General features: G+C 72.4%; 19 protein-coding genes. 11 read left to right on the plus strand and 8 right to left on the minus strand.

Annotated elements, in window-relative coordinates; translation table 11 throughout:
* The first annotated feature begins 163 nt into the window (after positions 1-163).
* Together htpX and ACIA8O_RS08385 are read left to right on the plus strand one after the other, a co-directional pair.
* On the plus strand, positions 164-1,078 hold the full coding sequence (htpX, locus tag ACIA8O_RS08380; protein ID WP_396292805.1) for a zinc metalloprotease HtpX: 915 nt from the start codon (positions 164-166) through the stop codon (positions 1,076-1,078).
* 18 nt (positions 1,079-1,096) lie between these two features.
* Positions 1,097-1,681 carry a hypothetical protein gene (locus tag ACIA8O_RS08385; protein ID WP_396292806.1) on the plus strand — a complete coding sequence of 195 codons (585 nt, stop codon included), beginning with the start codon at positions 1,097-1,099 and terminating at the stop codon, positions 1,679-1,681.
* Positions 1,682-1,697: 16 nt separating this feature from the next.
* Here the strand turns inward: ACIA8O_RS08385 and ACIA8O_RS08390 are convergent, their stop codons facing one another.
* From ACIA8O_RS08390 to ACIA8O_RS08400, 3 genes are read right to left on the minus strand one after another with little or no spacing between them, the layout of a single operon-like run.
* The gene (locus ACIA8O_RS08390; protein WP_396292808.1) at positions 1,698-2,198 is read right to left on the minus strand and encodes a hypothetical protein; all 501 of its coding nucleotides are present in this window, start codon (positions 2,196-2,198) and stop codon (positions 1,698-1,700) included.
* Between the two features lie 2 nt (positions 2,199-2,200).
* The gene (locus tag ACIA8O_RS08395) at positions 2,201-2,626 is read right to left on the minus strand and encodes a DUF4440 domain-containing protein (protein ID WP_396292809.1); all 426 of its coding nucleotides are present in this window, start codon (positions 2,624-2,626) and stop codon (positions 2,201-2,203) included.
* 41 nt (positions 2,627-2,667) lie between these two features.
* Positions 2,668-3,312: a GNAT family N-acetyltransferase gene (locus tag ACIA8O_RS08400; protein ID WP_396292810.1), complete on the minus strand. Its 645-nt coding sequence runs from the start codon at positions 3,310-3,312 to the stop codon at positions 2,668-2,670.
* Positions 3,313-3,391: 79 nt separating this feature from the next.
* Here ACIA8O_RS08400 and ACIA8O_RS08405 point away from each other — a divergent pair, with 79 nt between their 5' ends.
* A complete protein-coding gene (locus ACIA8O_RS08405) occupies positions 3,392-4,126 on the plus strand; it encodes a DUF2785 domain-containing protein (RefSeq protein WP_396292811.1) in 735 nt (244 codons plus the stop codon).
* Between the two features lie 30 nt (positions 4,127-4,156).
* Positions 4,157-4,996 carry a DUF3097 domain-containing protein gene (locus tag ACIA8O_RS08410; protein ID WP_396292812.1) on the plus strand — a complete coding sequence of 280 codons (840 nt, stop codon included), beginning with the start codon at positions 4,157-4,159 and terminating at the stop codon, positions 4,994-4,996.
* On the opposite strand, the gene ACIA8O_RS08415 is transcribed toward ACIA8O_RS08410, so the two are convergent.
* The 3 genes from ACIA8O_RS08415 to ACIA8O_RS08425 are packed head-to-tail and all read right to left on the minus strand — an operon-like array spanning position 4,984 to position 9,514.
* A complete protein-coding gene (locus ACIA8O_RS08415; RefSeq protein WP_396292813.1) occupies positions 4,984-6,288 on the minus strand; it encodes a glycosyltransferase 87 family protein in 1,305 nt (434 codons plus the stop codon). The two genes, ACIA8O_RS08410 and ACIA8O_RS08415, sit on opposite strands and share 13 nt — an antisense overlap.
* Positions 6,289-6,343: 55 nt before the next feature.
* On the minus strand, positions 6,344-7,573 hold the full coding sequence (gene hemW, locus ACIA8O_RS08420) for a radical SAM family heme chaperone HemW (RefSeq protein WP_396292814.1): 1,230 nt from the start codon (positions 7,571-7,573) through the stop codon (positions 6,344-6,346).
* A 45-nt stretch (positions 7,574-7,618) separates the two neighbouring features.
* Positions 7,619-9,514, minus strand: coding sequence for an AMP-dependent synthetase/ligase (locus ACIA8O_RS08425; RefSeq protein ID WP_396292815.1), 1,896 nt, complete (start codon positions 9,512-9,514; stop codon positions 7,619-7,621).
* 282 nt (positions 9,515-9,796) lie between these two features.
* Between ACIA8O_RS08425 and ACIA8O_RS08430 the strand changes: the two genes are divergently transcribed.
* Positions 9,797-11,530, plus strand: a complete 1,734-nt coding sequence (locus tag ACIA8O_RS08430) for an ABC transporter ATP-binding protein (RefSeq protein ID WP_396292816.1) — start codon at positions 9,797-9,799, stop codon at positions 11,528-11,530.
* Entirely contained in the window at positions 11,527-13,557 is a 2,031-nt protein-coding gene (locus tag ACIA8O_RS08435; protein ID WP_396292817.1) for an ABC transporter ATP-binding protein, read from the plus strand. The genes ACIA8O_RS08430 and ACIA8O_RS08435 overlap by 4 nt, the downstream gene beginning before the upstream one ends.
* 39 nt (positions 13,558-13,596) lie before the next feature.
* On the opposite strand, the gene ACIA8O_RS08440 is transcribed toward ACIA8O_RS08435, so the two are convergent.
* Positions 13,597-14,532 carry an EamA family transporter gene (locus ACIA8O_RS08440; RefSeq protein ID WP_396292818.1) on the minus strand — a complete coding sequence of 312 codons (936 nt, stop codon included), beginning with the start codon at positions 14,530-14,532 and terminating at the stop codon, positions 13,597-13,599.
* Between the two features lie 61 nt (positions 14,533-14,593).
* On the opposite strand from ACIA8O_RS08440, the gene ACIA8O_RS08445 reads away from it, so the two are divergent.
* From ACIA8O_RS08445 to ACIA8O_RS08455, 3 genes are read left to right on the plus strand one after another with little or no spacing between them, the layout of a single operon-like run.
* Positions 14,594-15,106, plus strand: a complete 513-nt coding sequence (locus ACIA8O_RS08445; protein ID WP_396292819.1) for a MarR family winged helix-turn-helix transcriptional regulator — start codon at positions 14,594-14,596, stop codon at positions 15,104-15,106.
* 17 nt (positions 15,107-15,123) lie between these two features.
* Positions 15,124-16,023, plus strand: coding sequence for a sigma-70 family RNA polymerase sigma factor (locus tag ACIA8O_RS08450; RefSeq protein WP_396292820.1), 900 nt, complete (start codon positions 15,124-15,126; stop codon positions 16,021-16,023).
* Positions 16,024-16,079: 56 nt separating this feature from the next.
* Positions 16,080-17,153 carry an NAD(P)/FAD-dependent oxidoreductase gene (locus tag ACIA8O_RS08455; RefSeq protein WP_396292821.1) on the plus strand — a complete coding sequence of 358 codons (1,074 nt, stop codon included), beginning with the start codon at positions 16,080-16,082 and terminating at the stop codon, positions 17,151-17,153.
* A 51-nt stretch (positions 17,154-17,204) separates the two neighbouring features.
* On the opposite strand, the gene lepA is transcribed toward ACIA8O_RS08455, so the two are convergent.
* Positions 17,205-19,076: a translation elongation factor 4 gene (gene lepA / locus ACIA8O_RS08460; protein ID WP_345282496.1), complete on the minus strand. Its 1,872-nt coding sequence runs from the start codon at positions 19,074-19,076 to the stop codon at positions 17,205-17,207.
* 109 nt (positions 19,077-19,185) lie between these two features.
* Between lepA and ACIA8O_RS08465 the strand changes: the two genes are divergently transcribed.
* Entirely contained in the window at positions 19,186-19,491 is a 306-nt protein-coding gene (locus tag ACIA8O_RS08465; RefSeq protein ID WP_396292822.1) for an antibiotic biosynthesis monooxygenase family protein, read from the plus strand.
* Between the two features lie 123 nt (positions 19,492-19,614).
* Positions 19,615-19,872 carry a 30S ribosomal protein S20 gene (gene rpsT / locus ACIA8O_RS08470; protein ID WP_396292823.1) on the plus strand — a complete coding sequence of 86 codons (258 nt, stop codon included), beginning with the start codon at positions 19,615-19,617 and terminating at the stop codon, positions 19,870-19,872.
* Positions 19,873-20,091: the final 219 nt, after the last annotated feature.

Genomic DNA, 20,091 nt, shown 5'->3' on the forward strand with positions numbered 1-20,091 from the left:
GGTCAGAGTGCCAGGGCAGTACCAGCCAGTGTAAGGCCCACGGGTGACGGCAGGAACGGGGCGCTCAGGTGATCCTCGTTGCTCCGTCAGTTGGGCCTCACCCCGGGGGCCGTCCCGGAGTGGCAGCATCGAAAGCGGATGTACCGGGACAAAAGGAGCAGACATGTCATCAGCACGGCACACCCGCTTCGCCCCGGACCGCGGTCTGACGGGCCGGATGGTCGCCACCATGTTCGTCATCGGGCTGCTGTACGTGGGCTTCACCGGAGTGCTGATCGTGCTGCTGCGCGGGGCCTGGCCGCTGGTGGTGCTGATCTCCGGCGGGCTCTTCGTGGCGCAGTTCTGGTTCAGCGACCGGATCACCCAGCGCGCCATGGGCGCCCGCGAGGTCACCCCCGAGGAGTACCCGCAGCTGCACGGCGCCGTCGACCGGCTCTGCGCCCTGGCCGACATGCCCAAACCCCGGGTGGCGGTCACCGACACCGACATGCCCAACGCCTTCGCCACCGGCCGCAACCCGCAGAACGCGGTGGTCTGCGTCACCACCGGCCTGATGCGGCGGCTGGAGCCCGAGGAGCTGGAGGGCGTGCTCGCCCACGAGCTCTCGCACGTCGCCCACCGGGACGTCGCCGTGATGACCGTCGCCGGCTTCCTCGGCGTGCTGGCCGGGGTGATCACCCGGATCGCGCTCTACGGCGGCTTCCTGAACGGGCGCGGCAGCCGGGACGGCAACGCGGCCGTCGCGATGATCGTCGTCCCGCTGGTCAGCATGGTCGTCTACGCGGCCAGCTTCCTGCTCACCCGGATGCTCTCCCGCTACCGCGAACTGGCCGCCGACCGCGCCGCCGCCCAACTCACCGGCCGGCCCAGCGCACTGGCCTCCGCCCTCACCAAGGTCACCGGCCAGATCTCCGCCATCCCCACCGAGGACCTGCGGCGGGCGCAGCCGTACAACGCCTTCTACTTCGCGCCCGCGCTCAGCGCCCGCGAGACGGCGAGCCAACTGATGTCCACCCACCCGTCGCTGGAGCAGCGGCTCGCCCAGCTCGGGCGGATCTCCGCCGAGCTCGGCCGCTGAAAGGGAGCCTGCCGGACCATGGGATTCCTCGACTCGCTCTTCGGCCGCAGCAAGCCCGTCCGCCCCGACCTGGACCAGCTGTTCGCCGTCCCCTCCGCCGCCCTCACCCTGGAGGCCGGGGCCGGCTTCCGCCCCACCGGCCTCGGCTCGGTCTGCTTCGCCGCCGTCGAGGGCGGCGCCTTCGACGAGGTGACCCGCCAGGTCACCGCCCTCCTCGACGCCGACACCGACCGCGGCGGCACCCCCGTCGAGGCCTCCCGCGACTCCTACGGCTACTCCTGGCTGCTGGCCCGGCACGCCCCCGAGGAACTCCCCGAACTGGTCAACGACCTCCACGCCGTCAACAGCGAACTGGAGGCCAACGGCTTCGGCCCCCAACTGCTCTGCTCCATCGTCTCCTTCCGCGACGGAGCCGGCCGCCCGCTCGGCCTGGTCTACCTCTACAAGCGCGGCACCTTCTACCCCTTCGCGCCGCTCCCCGGCGGCACCGAACGGCGGGACAACGCACTGGAGCTCCAGGTCAGGGCCCTGCTCGCCGACGACCTCAAGGTCGAACCGGAACTCAACCGCTGGTTCCCGGTCTGGGGCGCCCCGGGGCTCTGAACGGGGCGACGGGGCGTCAGTCGAACCGGTGCACCTCGGCGTCCGGGGGCGCCAGGACGGTCATGTCACGGTGCCGGCCGGAGGCCGTGAACTCCTTCGCGGCGGCGGCGAAGGCGGGCGGCGGGCGGTAGCCGTGGGCGCTGACGTAGTGCCAGAGCATCACCGGCGCCGCGTACGTCACCCCGCCCTCCCCCGGCACCCGGAGCTCGCCGTTGCCGAACTCACCCGCCAGCACCTTGGCCTCGCCCTCCTGCATGTCGGCCCAGGCGACCGGTCCGCAGATCCCGCAGGAGTGGAAGCCCCGGGTGAGGGAGATCCGCTGGTGCCGCAGCAACTCCCGGATCGCGTCCAGCAGTTCCCCGTCCACCGGGCCGGTGGACGGGCAGGTGTTGCCGAGCCAGCCCACGGCGAGGGTGCGCTCCGGGGCGTGGCGGAAGGAGACGTAGACGCTGCCCGGGAGCTGCAGGGTGGTCGTGTCGGAGTAGCGGTACGGGGCGAGGTCCTTGATGCGGGTCACCGTCAGGGCCGGTCGTACCAGGAGAAGGCGGTGATCCTCCAACCGTCCTGCGGGGTGCGGACGAACTGGATGGTCTTGGTGCCCTCCCCCTCGTACACGGCCCCGTCGAAGAAGCCCGCCTTGGCGTACTCCCCGAACCGGCAGGCGATGTCCCCGGCGATGTCGGTCCGCTCGCTGGTCTCCCACTCGTGGAACTCGGTCAGCCGCCCGTTGGAGAGCAGCTCCTCGCGGGGCGCGACGAACTCCTCGACGGAGAAGACGGTGTACTTCGGGCCGGTCACCACGATCACCCCGCCCGGCACCATCAACCGCCGGATCCGCCCGACGTCGGCCGGCTTCCCGTCCCGGTTGTCGAAGGCTCCGAAGAACTCGGCGGTGAGGGCGTCGATCTCGCGCTTGGCGGCGTCGTGGGCAGCGTCGTTGGGCATGACCCGGACGGTAACAGTGCAATGGCACTCAGCGGGAGTGGTCAGCACCGACGAGGGTGCTCGGAACGGTGCTCGTACCAGGACGAGTCGACCTCCCGCCCGTCGGGCAGGACGTGCCGGGCCGGGCCCCCGGCCGGAGTGAAGCCCGCGGCTTCGAGCGAACGCCGACTGGGGCGGTTGCCCACCTCGGCCCCCGCGCCGACGGACGCGACGCCGAGGTGACGGTGGGCCAGCTCGGCGCCGGCCGCGAAGAGTTCGGTGCCCAGGCCGCGGTAGCGGTACCACGGCGCGAGCGTGCCGCCGATCTGCCCGGTCTCCGGGTCGAAGGCCACCTCCCCCGCGTACCGGCGGTCCGCCCGGTGCACGGCCACCAGTTGGCCCCCGTCCACCTGGTCCGCCGCCAGCCGCTCGCCGAGCCGCGCCTGCGGCCACTGCCGGACCGCCTCCGAACGCCGTCCCGTGCCGAACGACAACAGCTGGGCCGCCGCCGCGGCCCCCATGGTCCCCTCCTCCCACACCAGGCCGTTCCACCGCTGGGCCCCGGCATCCACCAGCACACCGATGCAGGCCGCCGCGTCGAGCCTGATGACGGGCGTGAAGAGGTCCAGGCGCGCCGTCCTGATCACGTGCCGCCCACCCCCGCAGCGCGGGCCGAACACCCGGCGCACCAGCGAACCCACGGCCATCCCCGCTCCCCTCTCCGTCGAACGCCGGCCGGGACCCTACCGCACCCGTTCGAACACCCGGCTCGTACCCTGACGCCCCATGAGATCCGAACTGCCCGGGCTGCTGGCCGACCTCCGCTCCCCCGACCCCGCCGTCCGGGACGACCACGCGTACGTCCGGCTCGTCGAACTGGCCCCCGGGTTGGAGGAGGCGGAGCGGCTCCGGCTCGGGGACGAGCTGGCCGGGCGGTTCGGCGATCCCGAGGTGCACGTGCGGAGCTTCGCCGCGCTGGTGCTGGCCCGGCTGGTGGAGGCGGGTGCCCACCGGGCGGAGTGGGTGGAGGCCTTCGCGCGCTGGTACCCGGCCGAGCCGGACCTGCGGGGGTACGACGCCGGGCTGGGCTGGCTGCACGCCGCCGCGCACGGGGCGGACCTGCTGGCCGCGTTCGGCCGGCATCCGGCGGTGGAGCCCGCGCCGTTGCTGGAGCTGGGGGCGCGGCGGCTGCTGGCGCCGACGGGGCAGGTCTTCGACGCGATGGAGGACGACCGGATCGGGTGCGCGCTCGGGGTGGTGCTGACCAGGGCGGAGCTGACGGAGCACGAGTCGGTGGGGTGGCTCGGCCTGGTGGCGGAGGAGTTCGGGCGGGCCGAGCCCGGGCCGATGCCGCCGTTCGCCTCGAACACCCTCCGGACCCTGCGGGTGGTCTACCTGCTGGCGGATCGCGGGGTGCGGCCGCGCGGGCACCGGGGAGCGGCGCTGACGTTCCGTCACCGGGCGGCGGTGCGGGAGGCGGTGGCCGGGGTGTTGGCGGTCGCGGCGCCGTACGCGGGGTGACGGGCGGGGGCGGCTCGTAGACTCCGGGGAATGCGGAGCAAGGAGTACGGACCCGATCTGACCCCGCCGTGGAAGCGGCAGGCACCGGCGCCGGAGGTGGCGGCGGAGCGCGACCTGGTGGTGGAGGAGGTGGCCACCGGGTACTGCGGGGCGGTGGTGCGGTGCGAGAGGACCGCGGAGGGGTTCACCGTCACGCTGGAGGACCGCTTCGGGAAGCACCGGGTCTTCCCGATGGTGCCGCGGGGTTTCCTGCTGGAGGGTCAGGTGGTCACGCTGGTGCGGCCGGTGGCCGCCCGGACGGGGCCGCCGCAGGGGCCGGGGCGGACCGCGTCCGGCTCGGTGGCGGTGCCGGGGGCACGGGCCCGGGTGGCCCGGGAGTCGCGGATCTACGTCGAGGGGCGGCACGACGCCGAACTGGTCGAACGGGTCTGGGGCGACGACCTGCGGATCGAGGGCGTGGTGGTGGAGTACCTGGAGGGCGTGGACGACCTCCCGGCGATCGTCGCGGAGTTCGGCCCCGGGCCGGGGCGGCGGCTCGGCGTGCTGGTCGACCACCTGCTGCCGGGAACCAAGGAGCACCGGATCGCCCGGCAGGTCACGGGCGCGGACGTGCTGGTGGTCGGCCACCCGTACGTCGACGTCTGGGCGGCGGTGAAGCCGTCCAGCGTGGGCATCCCCGGCTGGCCGGAGGTGCCGCGCGGGGAGGAGTGGAAGCTCGGGGTCTGCCGCCGGCTGGGCTGGCCGCAGGACAGCGCGGCGGCCTGGAAGCGGATCCTGGCCTCGGTGAACTCCTTCCGCGACCTCGACCCGGCCCTGCTGGGCCGGGTCGAGGAGCTGATCGACTTCGTGACGGCGGGTCAGGAGGACTGAGCCGCCACCCGGCCGTCGGCCCGGCCGCCGGCCCGGGCGTCCTCCGGGGCCGCCAGGGCCGCGTCGGGGGTCCGCCCGGTCCGCTCGGTCCGCTCGGTGAGGAAGAGCCGCGGCCACAGGTACAGCACCACCGGGTAGACCGCGTAGCCGATCCTGGTCGCCGGGGAGAGCAGGATCGCCAGCAGCAGCCCGAGGGCCAGCCGCCCGGCCGCCGCCGTGACGTCGCGCGGCGGCCGGACCACCAGCGAGACCCCGACGGCCACCGCGCTCAGCCCGATCAGCACCACCGCGACCGCCTTGCCGTGCGCGGGCAGCAGCGTCACCAGCAACTGCCCGAGCAGCGGGCTGGCGGCGGTGGAGGTGGTGTCGCTCAGTCCGAACGGGTAGAGCAGCACGCTCTGCCGGAAGGCCTCCGGATCGACCAGCAACACCGGCACCACCGCGACCAGCGCGACCGCCCCGGCCGCCGCCGCGAACCGCACCGCGGCCCGCCGCCCGGACCGGACCGCGAACAGCACCAGCAGCACCGGCACCGCCGGCCAGGCCGTCCACTTCAGCGCCGCCGCCAGCCCCGCGACCAGACCGGCCTGGCCGGCCTCGCCGCGCCGGGCGAAGGCCAGGGCCAGACAGAGCAGCGCGATCACCGGCGGGTCCACCCCGCCGATCGCCAGCGGCAGCGCGACCACCGGGCAGGCCACCACCCAGAGCAGCCGGGTGAGCCGGTCGGAGCCGACCGCTGACGCACCGTCAGCCGACGGCGCGGTAGCGACCAGCCGCACCGACCACACCAGCGCCGCCAGGGTCCCCAGCACCAACCAGAGCCGGGCCCCGGCGAGCGCCCCGCCGCCGAACAGCGCGGCCGGGAGCCCGAAGACCGACATCCCCGGCAGGTACGGGTTGAACTCCTTCACGGCCTGCGGCGCGTGCAGGTACGGAGTGCCGGTGTCGAGCAGCAGGCGGGCACCCCGCTCGATCACCCCGACCTCCATCTGGGCCCGGCCGAGCACCGTGAGCCAGACCAGCGGCACCACCAGCGAACCGAGGACCGCGACCACCGCCGCGCCCCTCCCCCAGCGTGCCCGGCTGCCGAGCGCCACCAACGCGGCCACCCCGTACCCGGGCCCGGCGATCACGCCCCACCACCGCTGGGCCGTCCCGGGCGGCGAGGAGAGCCCGACCGCCATTGCCGCGACCGCGCTCGCCAGGAGCAGCGGCAGGCACCAGCCCGGCCACCGGCCGTCCGCCGGGCGCACCGGGACTTGGCCGACCGGCCGTGGGGAGAGCACACTCATCCGGCCAAGACTACCGGCCCCGCCGGGGCGCTCCCTGGACGAACCGGCAAGTGGTCTAGTCCACCAGGTCCCGGACCACGCCGTCCGCCAGCAGCCGCCCGCGCAGGGTCAGGGCAGCCCGCCCGTCCTCGTACGCGGCCGCGTCCAGCAGGCCGTCGGCCAGCGCCCGGCCGGCGGCGGCCCGCCCGTCCCCGGTGAGCAGCGAGAGCGGGCAGCCGTCCCGCAGCCGCAGCTCCAGCAGGATCCGCTCCACCCGCCGGTCCTCGGCGGCCAGCAGCTCGCGCCCCTGCCCGGGGGTGCGCCCCTCGGCCAGCGCCTGCGCGTACGCCGCCGGGTGCTTGACGTTCCACCAGCGGACGCCGCCGACGTGGCTGTGGGCGCCCGGGCCCGCACCCCACCAGTCGGCACCGGTCCAGTAGAGCTCGTTGTGGCGGCAGCGGCCGGCCTCGGTGGTGGCCCAGTTGGAGACCTCGTACCAGGAGTACCCGGCGGCGGAGAGCGCCTCCTCGGCGATCAGGTAGCGGTCGGCGTGCACGTCGTCGTCGATCATCGGCAGCTCGCCGCGCTTGACCCGGGCGGCCAGCTTGGTGCCGTCCTCGACGATCAGCGAGTAGGCCGAGACGTGGTCGGGGCCGGCGCCGATCGCGGCGGCCAGCGAGGCCCGCCAGTCGTCGTCGGACTCGCCGGGGGTGCCGTAGATCAGGTCCAGGTTGACGTGCTCGAAGCCCGCCGCGCGGGCCTCGGCCACGCAGGCCTCCGGACGCCCCGGCGTGTGGTGGCGGTCCAGCAGTTGGAGCACGTGCGGCTTGGCGCTCTGCATGCCGAAGGAGATCCGGTTGTAGCCGCCCTCGCGCAGCTCGGCCAGGTAGGCCGGGTCGACCGACTCGGGGTTGGCCTCGGTGGTGACCTCGGCGCCGGGGGCCAGGCCGAACTCCTCGCGGATCGCGGCCAGCGCCTTCACCAGGTCGGCGGCGGGCAGCAGGGTCGGCGTGCCGCCGCCCACGAAGACCGTCTCGACCGGGAGGTCGGCCGCGCCCAGCACCTTGCGGGCCAGCCGGATCTCGCTCACCAGGTTGTCCGCGTAGGTGTCCTGGGAGGCCACGGCGCCCGAGGAGCGCAGCTCGGTGGCGGTGTAGGTGTTGAAGTCGCAGTAGCCGCAGCGGCTGGCGCAGTACGGCACGTGCAGGTAGAAGCCGAACGGCCGCCGCCCGAGCTCCGCGAGCGCGGAGTCGGGCAGCGAACCGTCGGACGGCAGCGGTTCGCCGTCGGGGAGTGCGGAGGGCATGACCCCATTGTCCGGTACCGCGGGAGCGGTACCGGACCACGGGGATCAGGCCTCGTTGGCCCCCGCGTACATCGCGGTGACCGCGTCGGCGTAGGTCTTCTCGACCACCGGGCGCTTGATCTTGAGGCTCGGGGTCAGCTCGCCGTGCTCGATGTCCAGGTCACGCGGGAGCAGGGTGAACTTCTTGATGGTCTGCCAGCGCTGGAGCTCGCCGTTGAGGCGCTTGACGAAGCCGTCGACCAGGGCGTTCACCTCGGGGCTGGCCACCACCTCGGCGTAGGACTTGCCGGCCAGGCCGTGCTCGGCGGCCCACGGCATGATCACCGTCTCGTCCAGGCCGATCAGCGCGGTGCAGTAGTTGCGGCCGTTGCCGATCACCAGGATGTTGCTGACGAACGGGCAGACCGCCTTGAACTTGCCCTCCACCTCGCTGGGCGCGACGTACTTGCCGCCCGAGGTCTTGAACATGTCCTTCTTGCGGTCGGTGATCCGCAGGTAGCCGTGCTCGATCTCGCCGATGTCGCCGGTGTGGAACCAGCCGTCGGCCTCCAGCACCTCGGCGGTCTGCTCCGGGAGGTCGTGGTACCCGCGCATGATGCCGGGGCCCTTGAGCAGGATCTCGCCGTCCTCGGCGATCCGGACCTCGGTGCCCGGCAGCGGCACGCCGACCGTGCCGACCCGGAAGTCCTCGGCCCGGTTGACCGTGGAGCCCGCGCTGGTCTCGGTGAGGCCGTAGCCCTCCAGGACCGGGACGCCGGCGCCCTTGAAGAAGTAGCCGATCTCGGGGGCCAGCGCCGCGCTGCCGGAGACCGCGCCGCGCAGCCGACCGCCGAAGGCCGCCCGGATCTTGGCGTAGACCAGCTTGTCGGCGATCGCGTGCTGCAGGTTGAGCACGAACGGGACGGAGTCCCGGCCGGTGGCGATCCGGTTGGCCTGGCTGGTCCGGGCGTGCTCGCGGGCCACGTTGGCGGCCCACAGGAAGATCTTGTACTTGGCGCCGCCCTCGGCCCGGGCCTTGCCGGCGATGCCGTTGTAGACCTTCTCGAAGATCCGGGGCGCGCTGGCCATCAGGGTCGGCCGGATCACCGGGAGGTTGTGGATGATCCGGTCCACCCGGCCGTCCACCGCCATCACGTGGCCGGTGCGGATCTGACCCGAGATCAGGGTCTTGCCGAAGACGTGCGACAGCGGCAGCCACATGAACTGCACGTCGTCGGAGCGGAGCAGGCCGCTCTCCTCCTGGGCCACGCCCTCGTAGGCCCAGCAGTCGTGCACCAGGCGGACGCCCTTGGGGCGTCCGGTGGTGCCCGAGGTGTATATCAAGGTGGCCAGCTGCTCGCGGTCGAGGCCGTCGACCGCCTTCTGCACCGCGTCCGGATGCTCGGCCAGGTGGGCCTTGCCGCGCTGCTCCAGCTCGTCCAGGGTGAGCACGTCCAGGCCGCCGGTCTCCAGCGCGCCGCCGGGGGCGTCGAACAGGACCACGGTGCGCAGCTCGGGCAGCTCGGCCTTGCGCTCGACCACCTTGGCCAGCTGGGCGGTGTTCTCGGCGAACATCGCCTTGCTGGCGGAGTTGGCCAGGATGAAGGCCGTCTCCTCGGCGTTGGTGCTCGGGTAGACGGTGGTGGTGGCGGCGCCGGCGCACATGTTGCCGAGGTCCGCGACGATCCACTCGATCCGGGTGGAGGAGGAGAGCGCGACCCGGTCCTCCGGGCCGATGCCCAGGGTCATCAGGCCGGCCGCCACCGCGTACACCCGCTCGGCGGTCTGCTTCCAGGTCAGCGAGCGCCACTGCTCGGCACCGGGGGCGCCGTCCGCCGCGTGCTCGTCGACCGGCACGGGGAACCGGTAGGCCTCACCGTTCGGGGTGGCCTCGACGCGGTTCAGGAAGAGGTGGGCCACCGACGGCGGCCGCCGGTCGATCGTGGACTGCGCGGAACTCAACGAGGACCTCCGGGGTGGCGGGGTGGCCGAGGGTGGGGCGCGGTGGCGTGGGGGCCTGCCGACCGGGCCGACTGGTTAACCAGCGAGTAACAAGCTGGGTTCCAGCAGCCTAGGGGCTCGGGAGCCGATCCGTAAGGGGGTACACGGACCTGACACCCCGGTCTCCACGCCGTGCAAAGACAGTACAAAACCCCTTGGTCGGCACACGGTAAACCCCCCGACGCCCCGCCGGAAGGCCGAAAATGGGCTGCGACTCCCTCGGCCGACAACGAAAGTGTCACAGTGCTGATCAAACTCCTACGAGACCGGCTGGGCACCTACCGCCGGCCGATCGGCTGGCTGGTGCTGCTCCAGCTGGTCGCCACCCTGGCCGCCCTCTACCTACCCACCCTGAACGCCGACATCATCGACTCCGGGGTGGTGAAGGGGGACACCGGGCGGATCCTCTCCATCGGCGGCGTGATGATCGCCGTCACCCTGGTCCAGGCGCTCTGCTCCGTCGGCGGCGTCTACTACGGCGCCCGCACCGCGATGGCGGTCGGACGGGACGTCAGGGCCGAGGTCTTCGACCGGGTGCAGAGCTTCTCCGCCCGCGAGCTGAACTCCTTCGGCGCCCCCTCGCTGATCACCCGGACCACCAACGACGTGCAGCAGGTCCAGATGGTGGTGCTGCTGGGCTTCACCCTGATGGTGGCCGCGCCGATCATGTGCTTCGGCGGCATCCTGATGGCGCTCAACCAGGACGTGCCGCTCTCCGCCCTGCTGCTGGTCGTGGTGCCGGTCCTGGGCGCGGTGGTGCTGGTGCTGATCAGCCGGGTCCGTCCGCTGTTCCGCTCGATGCAGACCCGGATCGACTCGGTCAACCGCATCCTGCGCGAGCAGATCACCGGCATCCGGGTCATCCGGGCCTTCGTGAAGGACCGTCACGAACAGGACCGTTTCGGCGGCGCCAACACCGACCTGACGGACGTCTCGGTCCGGGTCGGCCGGCTGATGGCCTTCATGTTCCCCAGCGTGATGCTGGTGGTGAACGTCTCCAGCGTCGCGGTGATCTGGTTCGGTGCCCACCGGATCGACTCCGGCGGCATGGAGATCGGCGCGCTGACCGCCTTCATCTCCTACCTGATGCAGATCCTGATGAGCGTCATGATGGCCACCTTCATGTTCATGATGGTGCCGCGCGCCGAGGTCTGCGCCGAGCGCATCCAGGAGGTGCTGGGGACCGGGAGCAGCGTGGCCCCGCCCGCCGCCCCGGTCACCGAGCTGCTGACCGGTGGTCAGCTGGAGCTGCGCGACGTGGAGTTCCGCTACCCGGGTGCCGAGGCCCCGGTGCTGCGCGGCGTCGACCTGCTGGCCGAGCCCGGCCGCACCACCGCCGTGATCGGCTCCACCGGCAGCGGCAAGTCCACCCTGCTGGGCCTGGTGCCGCGGCTGTTCGACGCCACCGGCGGCCAGGTGCTGCTCGGCGGCGTGGACGTCCGCGAGCTGGACCCGGCGGTGATCGCCGGGACGGTCGGCCTGGTGCCGCAGAAGCCGTACCTGTTCTCCGGCACGGTGGCCTCCAACCTCCGCTACGGCAAGCCCGACGCCACCGACGAGGAGCTCTGGCACGCGCTGGAGGTGGCCCAGGCCAAGGACTTCGTCGCGCGCTTCCCCGAGGGGCTGGACGCCCCGATCGCCCAGGGCGGCTCCAACGTCTCCGGCGGCCAGCGCCAGCGCCTGGCGATCGCCCGCGCGCTGGTCAGCCGGCCGCGGGTGTACCTCTTCGACGACTCCTTCTCCGCGCTCGACTACACCACCGACGCCCGGCTGCGGGCCGCACTGGCCCGGGAGACCGCCGAGGCCGCGGTGCTGATCGTGGCGCAGCGGGTCTCCACCGTCCGGGACGCCGACCGCATCGTGGTGCTGGACGAGGGCGCCGTGGTCGGCACCGGCACCCACCACGAGCTGATGGCGGGCAACCCGACGTACCGGGAGATCGTGCTCTCCCAGCTCACCGAGCAGGAGGCGGCATGACCAGCGGGCAGGGACCGACCGGTCCCCGGAAGCCGGGCGGCAAGCCGGACCTGACCAAGGGCGGGGCGGGCGGCTCGGACTCGCAGACCGCCGCCGCCCGCCGCGGACCGGCCGGGCCGGGCCGCTTCATGGGAGCCCAGGGCGCCGAGAAGTCGCTGGACTTCAAGGGCTCCTCCCGGCGCCTGCTGGGCATGCTCGGGCCCGAACGGGCCCTGCTGACCGGTGTCCTGGCGCTCGGCGTGCTGAGCATCGGCCTGGCCGTGACCGGCCCCAAGGTGCTCGGCCACGCCACCGACCTGATCTTCGCCGGGGTGGTCGGCCGGCAGACCCCGCCCGGGGTGGACAAGAGCCAGGTGCTGGACGGCCTGCGGGCCGACGGCCAGGGCGGGGTGGCCGACCTGCTCGGCGCGGTGGACTTCGTCCCCGGCCAGGGCATGGACTTCGGCGCGATCGGCACCGTGCTCGGCTGGACCCTGCTGATCTACCTGCTGTCGGCGGTGTTCGGCGTGGTCCAGGGCCGGCTGGCCGCCACCGCGATCAACCGGGCGGTGTACCGGCTGCGCGAGGAGGTCGAGTCCAAGCTGTCCCGGCTGCCGCTCAGCTACTTCGACAAGCAGCCGCGCGGCGAGGTGCTCAGCCGGGCCACCAACGACATCGACAACATCGGCCAGTCCATGCAGCAGACCATGGGCCAGGTGGTGAACTCGCTGCTCACCATCGTCGGCGTGCTGGCGATGATGTTCTGGATCTCCCCGCTGCTGGCGCTGATCGCGCTGATCTCGGTGCCGGTCTCGGTGGTGGTCGCCACCAAGGTCGGCAAGCGGGCGCAGCCGCAGTTCATCGCCCAGTGGAAGACCACCGGCACGCTCAACGCGCACATCGAGGAGATGTACACCGGGCACGCCCTGGTGAAGGTCTTCGGACGGCAGAAGGAGGCCGCCGAGACCTTCCGTGCCGAGAACGAGGCGCTCTACCAGGCCAGCTTCAGGGCCCAGTTCATCTCCGGGATCATCCAGCCCGCGATGATGCTGATCGGCAACCTCAACTACGTGCTGGTCGCCGTGGTCGGCGGTCTGCGGGTGGCCTCCGGCGCGCTCTCCATCGGCGACGTGCAGGCCTTCGTCCAGTACTCCCGGCAGTTCAGCCAGCCGCTCACCCAGGTGGCCTCGATGGCCAACCTGGTGCAGTCCGGCGTGGCCTCGGCGGAGCGGGTCTTCGAACTCCTCGACGCCCCCGAGCAGTCCGCCGAGCCGGCCCGACCCGAGCGCCCCGAGGTGCTGCGCGGGCTGGTCGCCTTCGAGGACGTCTCGTTCCGCTACGACCCGGCGAAGCCGCTGATCGACGGGCTCTCGCTCAAGGTCGAGCCCGGCCACACGGTGGCCATCGTCGGCCCGACCGGGGCGGGCAAGACCACCATGGTCAACCTGCTGATGCGGTTCTACGACCCGACCTCCGGCCGGATCACCCTGGACGGCGTGGACATCACCGCGATGTCCCGGGAGGAGCTCCGGTCCGGGATCGGCATGGTGCTCCAGGACACCTGGCTGTTCGGCGGCACCATCGCGGAGAACATCGCGTACGGGGCTGACGGGGCGTCACGGGAGGCCGTGGTCGAGGCGGCCAGGGCGGCGCACGTGGACCGCTTCGTCCGCACCCTGCCCGAGGGCTACGACACCGTCATCGACGACGAGGGCACCGGGGTCAGCGCGGGCGAGAAGCAGCTGATCACCATCGCCCGGGCCTTCCTGGCCCAGCCGTCCATCCTGGTGCTCGACGAGGCCACCTCCTCCGTCGACACCCGTACCGAGGTGCTCATCCAGCGCGCGATGGCCCGGCTGCGCAGCGGCCGGACCAGCTTCGTGATCGCGCACCGGCTCTCCACCATCCGGGACGCCGACGTGATCCTGGTGATGGAGGACGGCTCGATCGTGGAGCAGGGCACCCACGACGAACTGATCGCGGCCGAGGGGGCCTACGCCCGCCTCTACCAGGCCCAGTTCAGCCAGGCGGTGGCCGAGGTCGACTGACCCGGCCACCTCGCTCCCGCTCCGCCCACCGGGCCCGTCTCAGCTTCCGAGGCGGGCCCGGACCTTTGCGGCCACCGGTGCCGGCTTGACCTCCAGGACCACCCGGCCGGCCGCGCCGCGCTTGGCGGCGAACAGCGCGCCCGCCACGGTGCTGCCCAGCGCCAGGGCCATGCCCGCCATCTGAAGGGCGGTCAGCGACTGGCTCAGGAAGACCCAGCCGAGCACGGTGGCCGAGACCGGGCTGAGCAGGCCGAGGAAGGCCACCGAGGAGGCGGGCAGCTTGCCGACGCCGCGGAAGAACAGCCAGTACGCCACCGCGGTGTTGGGCACCGCGAGGTAGAGGTAGCCGAGCAGGTTGACGCCGGTCATGGCGGGCGGTGCGCCCTCCGCCAGCAGGGCGATCGGCGCCAGCAGCAGGCCGCCGGCGGTGAGCTGCCAGCCGGTCACGGCCAGCGGGCCGACGCCCTCGGGGCGGCCCCAACGCTTCGTCAGCACGGTGCCCAGCGCCATCACCCCGGCCCCGGCGAGCCCGGCCAGCACGCCGACGGTGTCCAGCTGCGCGGTGGCCTTCAGCACCACCAGCGCGACCCCGAAGACCCCCGCCACCCCGGCCAGCACGGCCCGGCCGCCGGGCCGCTCGCCGAGCAGCGGAACGGCCAGCCCGGCCGCCACCAGCGGCTGGATCGCGCCCAGGACGCCGGCCACTCCCCCGGGCAGGCGGTAGGCGGCGACGAACAGCAGGGCCATGAAGACGGTGATGTTCAGCGCGCCCAGCAGGGCCGCCTTCCACCACCAGGCGCCCTTGGGCAGCCGGCGGGCGAAGGCCAGCAGCAGCAGTCCGGCGGGGAGGGCGCGCAGGGTGGCGGTGAGCAGCGGGCGGTCCGGCGGCAGGTACTCGGTGGTGACCAGGTAGGTGGAGCCCCAGGCGAGCGGGGCCAGTGCGGTGAGGGCCAGGGTGCGCGAGTTCGGAAGCATGGAAGTAACTTACCATCAAGCTACTTGCCGTCAAGTCACTTTCCTGTGGCAGAATTTCCGCATGACCGACCAGACCCCTCCCCCCGCGCCCGACGCCGTGGACGCCATCGCCGCCCAGTGGAACGCGGTCCGCCCCGACCTCTCCACCGAAGGCATGGCGGTCTTCGGCCGGATGGGCCGGATCTCCCGCGCCGTCACCGACTCGGTCACCCAGGTGCACGCCACCCACGGCATCGGGCGCGGCGAGTTCGACGTGCTCGCCACCCTGCGCCGCTCCGGCGAGCCGTACACCCTCTCGCCCCGCGAGCTGACCGCCACCCTGATGCTCACCACCGGCGGCATGACGGGCCGTCTGGACAAGCTGGAGCGGGCCGGCCTGATCACCCGCTCCCCCGACCCGAACGACCGCCGCGGCCTGCGGATCACCCTCACCGAGGAGGGCCTGGGCATGGTCGAACGCGCCGTCGGCCCCGGCGTCGAGGTCTACCAGCGCACCATCGCGGTCCTCACCCCCGAGGAGACCGCCACCCTCAACGACCTGCTGCGCCGCCTGCTGGCCTCGGCCGGCGGCTGATTGGGTACGGTGACCGGGTGATTGATGACACGTCAGGGGTGGACGAGTTCGAGGCGCTGCGGCGCTACCTGGGCTCGGTGGCGTACCGGCTGCTGGGGTCGGTGAGCGACGCCGAGGACATCCTCCAGGAGGCCTGGCTGCGCTGGCGGGCCACCGACCGGAGCCGGGTGGAGGAGCCACGGGCCTTCCTCACCACCGTGGTCACCCGGCTCTGCTACGACCAACTGGGGTCGGCCCGGTCCCGCCGCGAGGCGTACTACGGCGAGTGGCTGCCGGAGCCGGTGGTCTCGGAGGACGCCTCCCCCGCCCACCTGGCCGAGCTGGGCGAGGAGGTCTCGCTGGCCCTGCTCACCGTGCTGGAGCAGCTCACCCCCGCCGAGCGCACCGCCTTCGTCCTGCACGACGTGTTCTCGATCGGCTTCGACGAGATCGCCGGCTCGCTGGACCGCACCCCGGACGCCACCCGCCAGCTCGCCTCCCGGGCCCGGCGCCGGATGAAGAACGGCGGCCGCCGCACCTCGGTGGACCGCGCGGCACACCGCGAGGTGGTCTCCGCCTTCGCCTCCGCCGCCACCCGGGGCGACATCCAGGGCCTGGTCGCACTGCTCGACCCGGACGTGGTCTGGCACTCCGACGGCGGCGGCATCGTCTCGGCGGGCGTGCGCCCGATCGAGGGCGCGGACAAGGTCTCCCGCCTGGTCACCGGCCTGTTCGCCAAGTACGTGGTGCCCGAGCCCGGGGTCGGCTGGGCGCCGGTCCTGGTGAACGGCGTCCCCGGCATGGCCTGGCACGACGCCGCGGGGACCGTCTTCGGCGTGGTGGTCTTCGAGCTGGCCGACGGCCGGATCACCGAGGCCCACGTCGTGGTCAACCCGGAGAAGCTCACCCATGTGACCCGGATCACTGTCACACCCTGACCGGCTGTCCCGTCCTCCTGCCGTACGCAACCAGAAGCGCTCCGCAGGAGGACGGGATGACCACCCAGCAGCAGCACATCGTCGTGATCGGCGCCGGCTACGCGGGCCTGTCGGCGGCGACCCGGGCCGGCCGGAAGCACCGGGTCACCCTGGTCGCCCCCGAGGCCCGCTTCCTCAACCGGGTCCGGCAGCACGAGACCTTCGCCGGCCTCCCGGAGCACCGGCCCGCGCTCGCCGAGGTGCTGGCGGACCGTCAGGTGACCCACAAGCAGGCCCTCGCCACCGAACTGGACCTGAACGGCCGCAAGGTCTTCCTGGACTCGGGCGAGGTGCTCTCGTACGACACCCTGGTGTACGCGCTCGGCAGCCGCACCGCCTGGCACGGCGTCCCCGGCGCCGCCGAGCACGCCTACCCGGCCGAGCGGGCCGCCGAGCTGGCCGCCCGGATGAAGGCCGCGGCGAAGCCCGGCACCGTCGCGGTGGTCGGCGGCGGCCTCACCGGCATCGAGCTGGCCACCGAGCTAGCCGAGGCCCACCCCGCCTGGAAGGTCCGCGTCGTCTCGGCCGCCCCGGTCGGCCACCACCTGTCGGCCAAGGGCCGGGCGTACGTGCGGCGGGCCTTCGAGCGGCTCGGCGTGGAGGTGCACGAGGGCCGCGCGGTGACCGCCGTGACCGCCGCCGGGGTGCGCACCGACGAGGGCGCGATCGACGCCGACCTGGTCGCCTGGACCGCCGCCTTCGAGCCCCGCGAGCTGGCCGCCGAGGCCGGGCTGGCCGTCACCGCCGACGGCCGGGCGGTGGTGGACGAGTACCTGCGCTCGGTCTCGCACCCGGACGTGCACGTGGTCGGCGACGCCGCCCAGGTCCGGGTGGAGGGCGTCGGCGAGCTGCGGATGGGCTGCGTCTCGGCCCTCCCGCAGGGCGGCTACCTGGGCGACCTGCTGACCGGGAAGACCGCCAAGCCCTTCGCCTTCAAGTACCAGCTGCAGTGCATCAGCCTCGGCCGGCGGGACGGGCTGGTGCAGCTGGTCCACCCGGACGACTCGATGCGCAACACCGTGCTGACCGGCGCGCTCGGCCGCTGGACCAAGGGCCTGATCCTCAAGGTGATCCTCAAGAGCCTGCGCTGAGACGCCGAAGGGCCCCCTCCTCCCGGAGGGGGCCCTTCGCGCGTTCGCGGACTACTTCTTCTCGCCCTTGGGGGCGTCCGCGTCCGTGGAGAGCGCGGCGATGAAGGCCTCCTGCGGGACCTCCACCCGGCCGACCATCTTCATCCGCTTCTTGCCCTCCTTCTGCTTCTCGAGCAGCTTCCGCTTGCGGGAGATGTCACCGCCGTAGCACTTGGCGAGGACGTCCTTGCGGATGGCGCGGACCGTCTCGCGGGCGATCACCCGGGAGCCGATGGCGGCCTGGATCGGCACCTCGAACTGCTGACGCGGGATCAGCTTCTGGAGCTTGCCGGCCATCATGACGCCGTAGTTGTAGGCCTTGTCCTTGTGCACGATGGCGGAGAACGCGTCGACCGCGTCGCCGTGCAGCAGGATGTCGACCTTCACCAGGTTGGCGCTCTGCTCGCCGATCGGCTCGTAGTCGAAGGAGCCGTAGCCGCGGGTCTTGGACTTCAGCTGGTCGAAGAAGTCGAAGACGATCTCGGCGAGCGGCAGGGTGTAGCGCAGCTCGACCCGGTCCTCGGAGAGGTAGTCCATGCCCTGGAGGTTGCCTCGGCGGGCCTGGCAGAGCTCCATGATCGCGCCGACGAAGTCGTTCGGCGCCAGGATGGTGCCGCGCACGACCGGCTCGTACACCTCGGCCAGCTTGCCGGTGGGGAACTCGCTCGGGTTGGTGACGGTGTGCTCGGTGCCGTCCTCCATCACCACGCGGTAGATCACGTTCGGCGCGGTGGAGATCAGGTCGAGGTTGAACTCGCGCTCCAGGCGCTCCCGGATGATCTCCAGGTGGAGCAGGCCGAGGAAGCCGCAGCGGTAGCCGAAGCCGAGCGCGACCGAGGTCTCCGGCTCGTAGACCAGGGCGGCGTCGTTGAGGCGCAGCTTGTCCAGCGCGTCGCGCAGCAGCGGGTAGTCCGAACCGTCCAGCGGGTAGAGGCCGGAGAACACCATCGGACGCGGGTCCTTGTAGCCGCCCAGCGGCTCGGTGGCGCCCTTGTGCATCGAGGTGATCGTGTCACCGACCTTGGACTGCCGGACGTCCTTCACACCGGTGATGATGTAGCCCACCTCGCCGACGCCGAGGCCGTCGGCGACCTTCGGCTCGGGCGAGATGACGCCGATCTCCAGCAGCTCGTGGGTCGCGCCGGTGGACATCATGGCGATCCGCTCGCGCTTGGTGAGCTGACCGTCGACCACTCGGACGTAGGTGACCACGCCCCGGTAGGAGTCGTAGACCGAGTCGAAGATCATCGCGCGGGCCGGGGCGTCCTTGACGCCGACCGGGGCCGGGATCTTCTCGACGATGTGGTCGAGCAGCTCCTCGACGCCGAGGCCGGTCTTGGCCGAGACCTTGAGCACGTCCTCCGGCTCGCAGCCGATGATGTGCGCGATCTCGGCGGCGTACTTCTCCGGCTGGGCGGCCGGGAGGTCGATCTTGTTCAGCACCGGGATGATCGTGAGGTCGTTCTCCAGCGCCAGGTACAGGTTGGCGAGGGTCTGCGCCTCGATGCCCTGGGCGGCGTCGACCACGAGGATGGTGCCCTCGCAGGCGGCGAGCGAACGGGACACCTCGTAGGTGAAGTCCACGTGGCCCGGGGTGTCGATCATGTTCAGGATGTGCGTCTGCCCGGTCTGGTCACCGGTCTTCGGCGCCCACGGCAGGCGGACCGCCTGGGACTTGATGGTGATGCCGCGCTCGCGCTCGATGTCCATCCGGTCGAGGTACTGGGCGCGCATCTGCCGGGGGTCGACCACACCGGTGATCTGCAGCATCCGGTCGGCGAGCGTCGACTTGCCGTGGTCGATGTGGGCGATGATGCAGAAGTTGCGGATCAGCGCCGGGTCGGTACGGCTGGGCTCTGGCACGTTGCTCGGGATCGCGGGCACCTTGGTCCTCGGGGCGGTCGATGTGATTCCGTCCATCCTCCCACGACCCCGGCACGGCCCGCCGTTCAGCTCTTCCGCAACCGCTCCCGGTGGGGCAGGATCAGCAGCCATGATCTTGGAGAGTGCCCTGCTCGACGTCCGCCCCGGGCAGGAGGAGGCCTTCCTGGCCGCCTTCGCCGGAGCCCGCCCGCTGATCGCCGCGCAGCGCGGCTTCCGCTCCCTGGAGCTGCGGCGCTGCCTGGACCAGGGGCGCGGCTCGCGCTTCCTGCTCCAGGTGGAGTGGGAGGCCCTGGAGGACCACACCGAGGGCTTCCGGGGCTCGGCCGAGTACCAGGAGTGGCGCCGGCTGCTGCACCACTTCTACGAGCCGTTCCCCGAGGTCGAGCACTACGGCGAGGCACTGCTCACGGCCTAGCCGGTTTGGGGGGCGCGCGGGGGCTTTGGTAGCGTTGGCCGCTGCACTCGGCACCGGTATGCCCTCTCAGCTGCCCGCCGGGTGCGACCCGTTCAACTTCCAGACAAAAGCTGAGGCACTTTCGTGGCGAACATCAAGTCCCAGATCAAGCGCAACAAGACCAACGAGAAGGCGCGCCTGCGCAACAAGGCCGTCAAGTCCTCGCTGAAGACCGCCCTGCGCAAGGCCCGCGAGGCCGCTGCCGCCGGCGAGACCGAGAAGGCCGTCGAGCTGGCCAAGGTCGCCTCCAAGGCGCTCGACAAGGCCGCCAGCAAGGGCATCATCCACAAGAACCAGGCCGCCAACAAGAAGTCCGCGATCACCAAGGCTGTCGCGGCCTGACCTGACGGTCCCCCTCGGACGGCGTGACCGGCGGCCCTCTACCCGCCTCCGCCGACCGGCCCCCCTCGCGTCAACTTCCGGCCCTCTACCCGGAACACGTGAGGCGTAGTGACTCCGTACCGCACGCGGCCTGCGTTCGCCACGCGGGTGCGGTACAGCGACAGGCGTCGTGGCTCCGGCCGCGGCGCCTGTCGGCGTTCCCGGGGGCGTTCCACCGCC

This window comes from Kitasatospora sp. NPDC051853 (assembly GCF_044452665.1).
In the GTDB taxonomy this organism is placed as follows: domain Bacteria; phylum Actinomycetota; class Actinomycetes; order Streptomycetales; family Streptomycetaceae; genus Kitasatospora.

Excerpts from the sequence above, each read along its gene's own strand:
- ACIA8O_RS08455 (WP_396292821.1), top strand. The coding sequence starts at position 16,080 with ATGACCACCCAGCAGCAGCACATCGTCGTGATCGGCGCCGGCTACGCG.
- ACIA8O_RS08440 (WP_396292818.1), bottom strand. The coding sequence starts at position 14,532 with ATGCTTCCGAACTCGCGCACCCTGGCCCTCACCGCACTGGCCCCGCTC.
- hemW (WP_396292814.1), bottom strand. The coding sequence starts at position 7,573 with ATGCCCTCCGCACTCCCCGACGGCGAACCGCTGCCGTCCGACGGTTCG.
- ACIA8O_RS08395 (WP_396292809.1), bottom strand. The coding sequence starts at position 2,626 with ATGCCCAACGACGCTGCCCACGACGCCGCCAAGCGCGAGATCGACGCC.
- ACIA8O_RS08410 (WP_396292812.1), top strand. The coding sequence starts at position 4,157 with ATGCGGAGCAAGGAGTACGGACCCGATCTGACCCCGCCGTGGAAGCGG.
- htpX (WP_396292805.1), top strand. The coding sequence starts at position 164 with ATGTCATCAGCACGGCACACCCGCTTCGCCCCGGACCGCGGTCTGACG.
- ACIA8O_RS08435 (WP_396292817.1), top strand. The coding sequence starts at position 11,527 with ATGACCAGCGGGCAGGGACCGACCGGTCCCCGGAAGCCGGGCGGCAAG.
- ACIA8O_RS08465 (WP_396292822.1), top strand. The coding sequence starts at position 19,186 with ATGATCTTGGAGAGTGCCCTGCTCGACGTCCGCCCCGGGCAGGAGGAG.
- ACIA8O_RS08415 (WP_396292813.1), bottom strand. The coding sequence starts at position 6,288 with ATGAGTGTGCTCTCCCCACGGCCGGTCGGCCAAGTCCCGGTGCGCCCG.
- ACIA8O_RS08405 (WP_396292811.1), top strand. The coding sequence starts at position 3,392 with ATGAGATCCGAACTGCCCGGGCTGCTGGCCGACCTCCGCTCCCCCGAC.
- ACIA8O_RS08400 (WP_396292810.1), bottom strand. The coding sequence starts at position 3,312 with ATGGCCGTGGGTTCGCTGGTGCGCCGGGTGTTCGGCCCGCGCTGCGGG.
- ACIA8O_RS08385 (WP_396292806.1), top strand. The coding sequence starts at position 1,097 with ATGGGATTCCTCGACTCGCTCTTCGGCCGCAGCAAGCCCGTCCGCCCC.
- ACIA8O_RS08445 (WP_396292819.1), top strand. The coding sequence starts at position 14,594 with ATGACCGACCAGACCCCTCCCCCCGCGCCCGACGCCGTGGACGCCATC.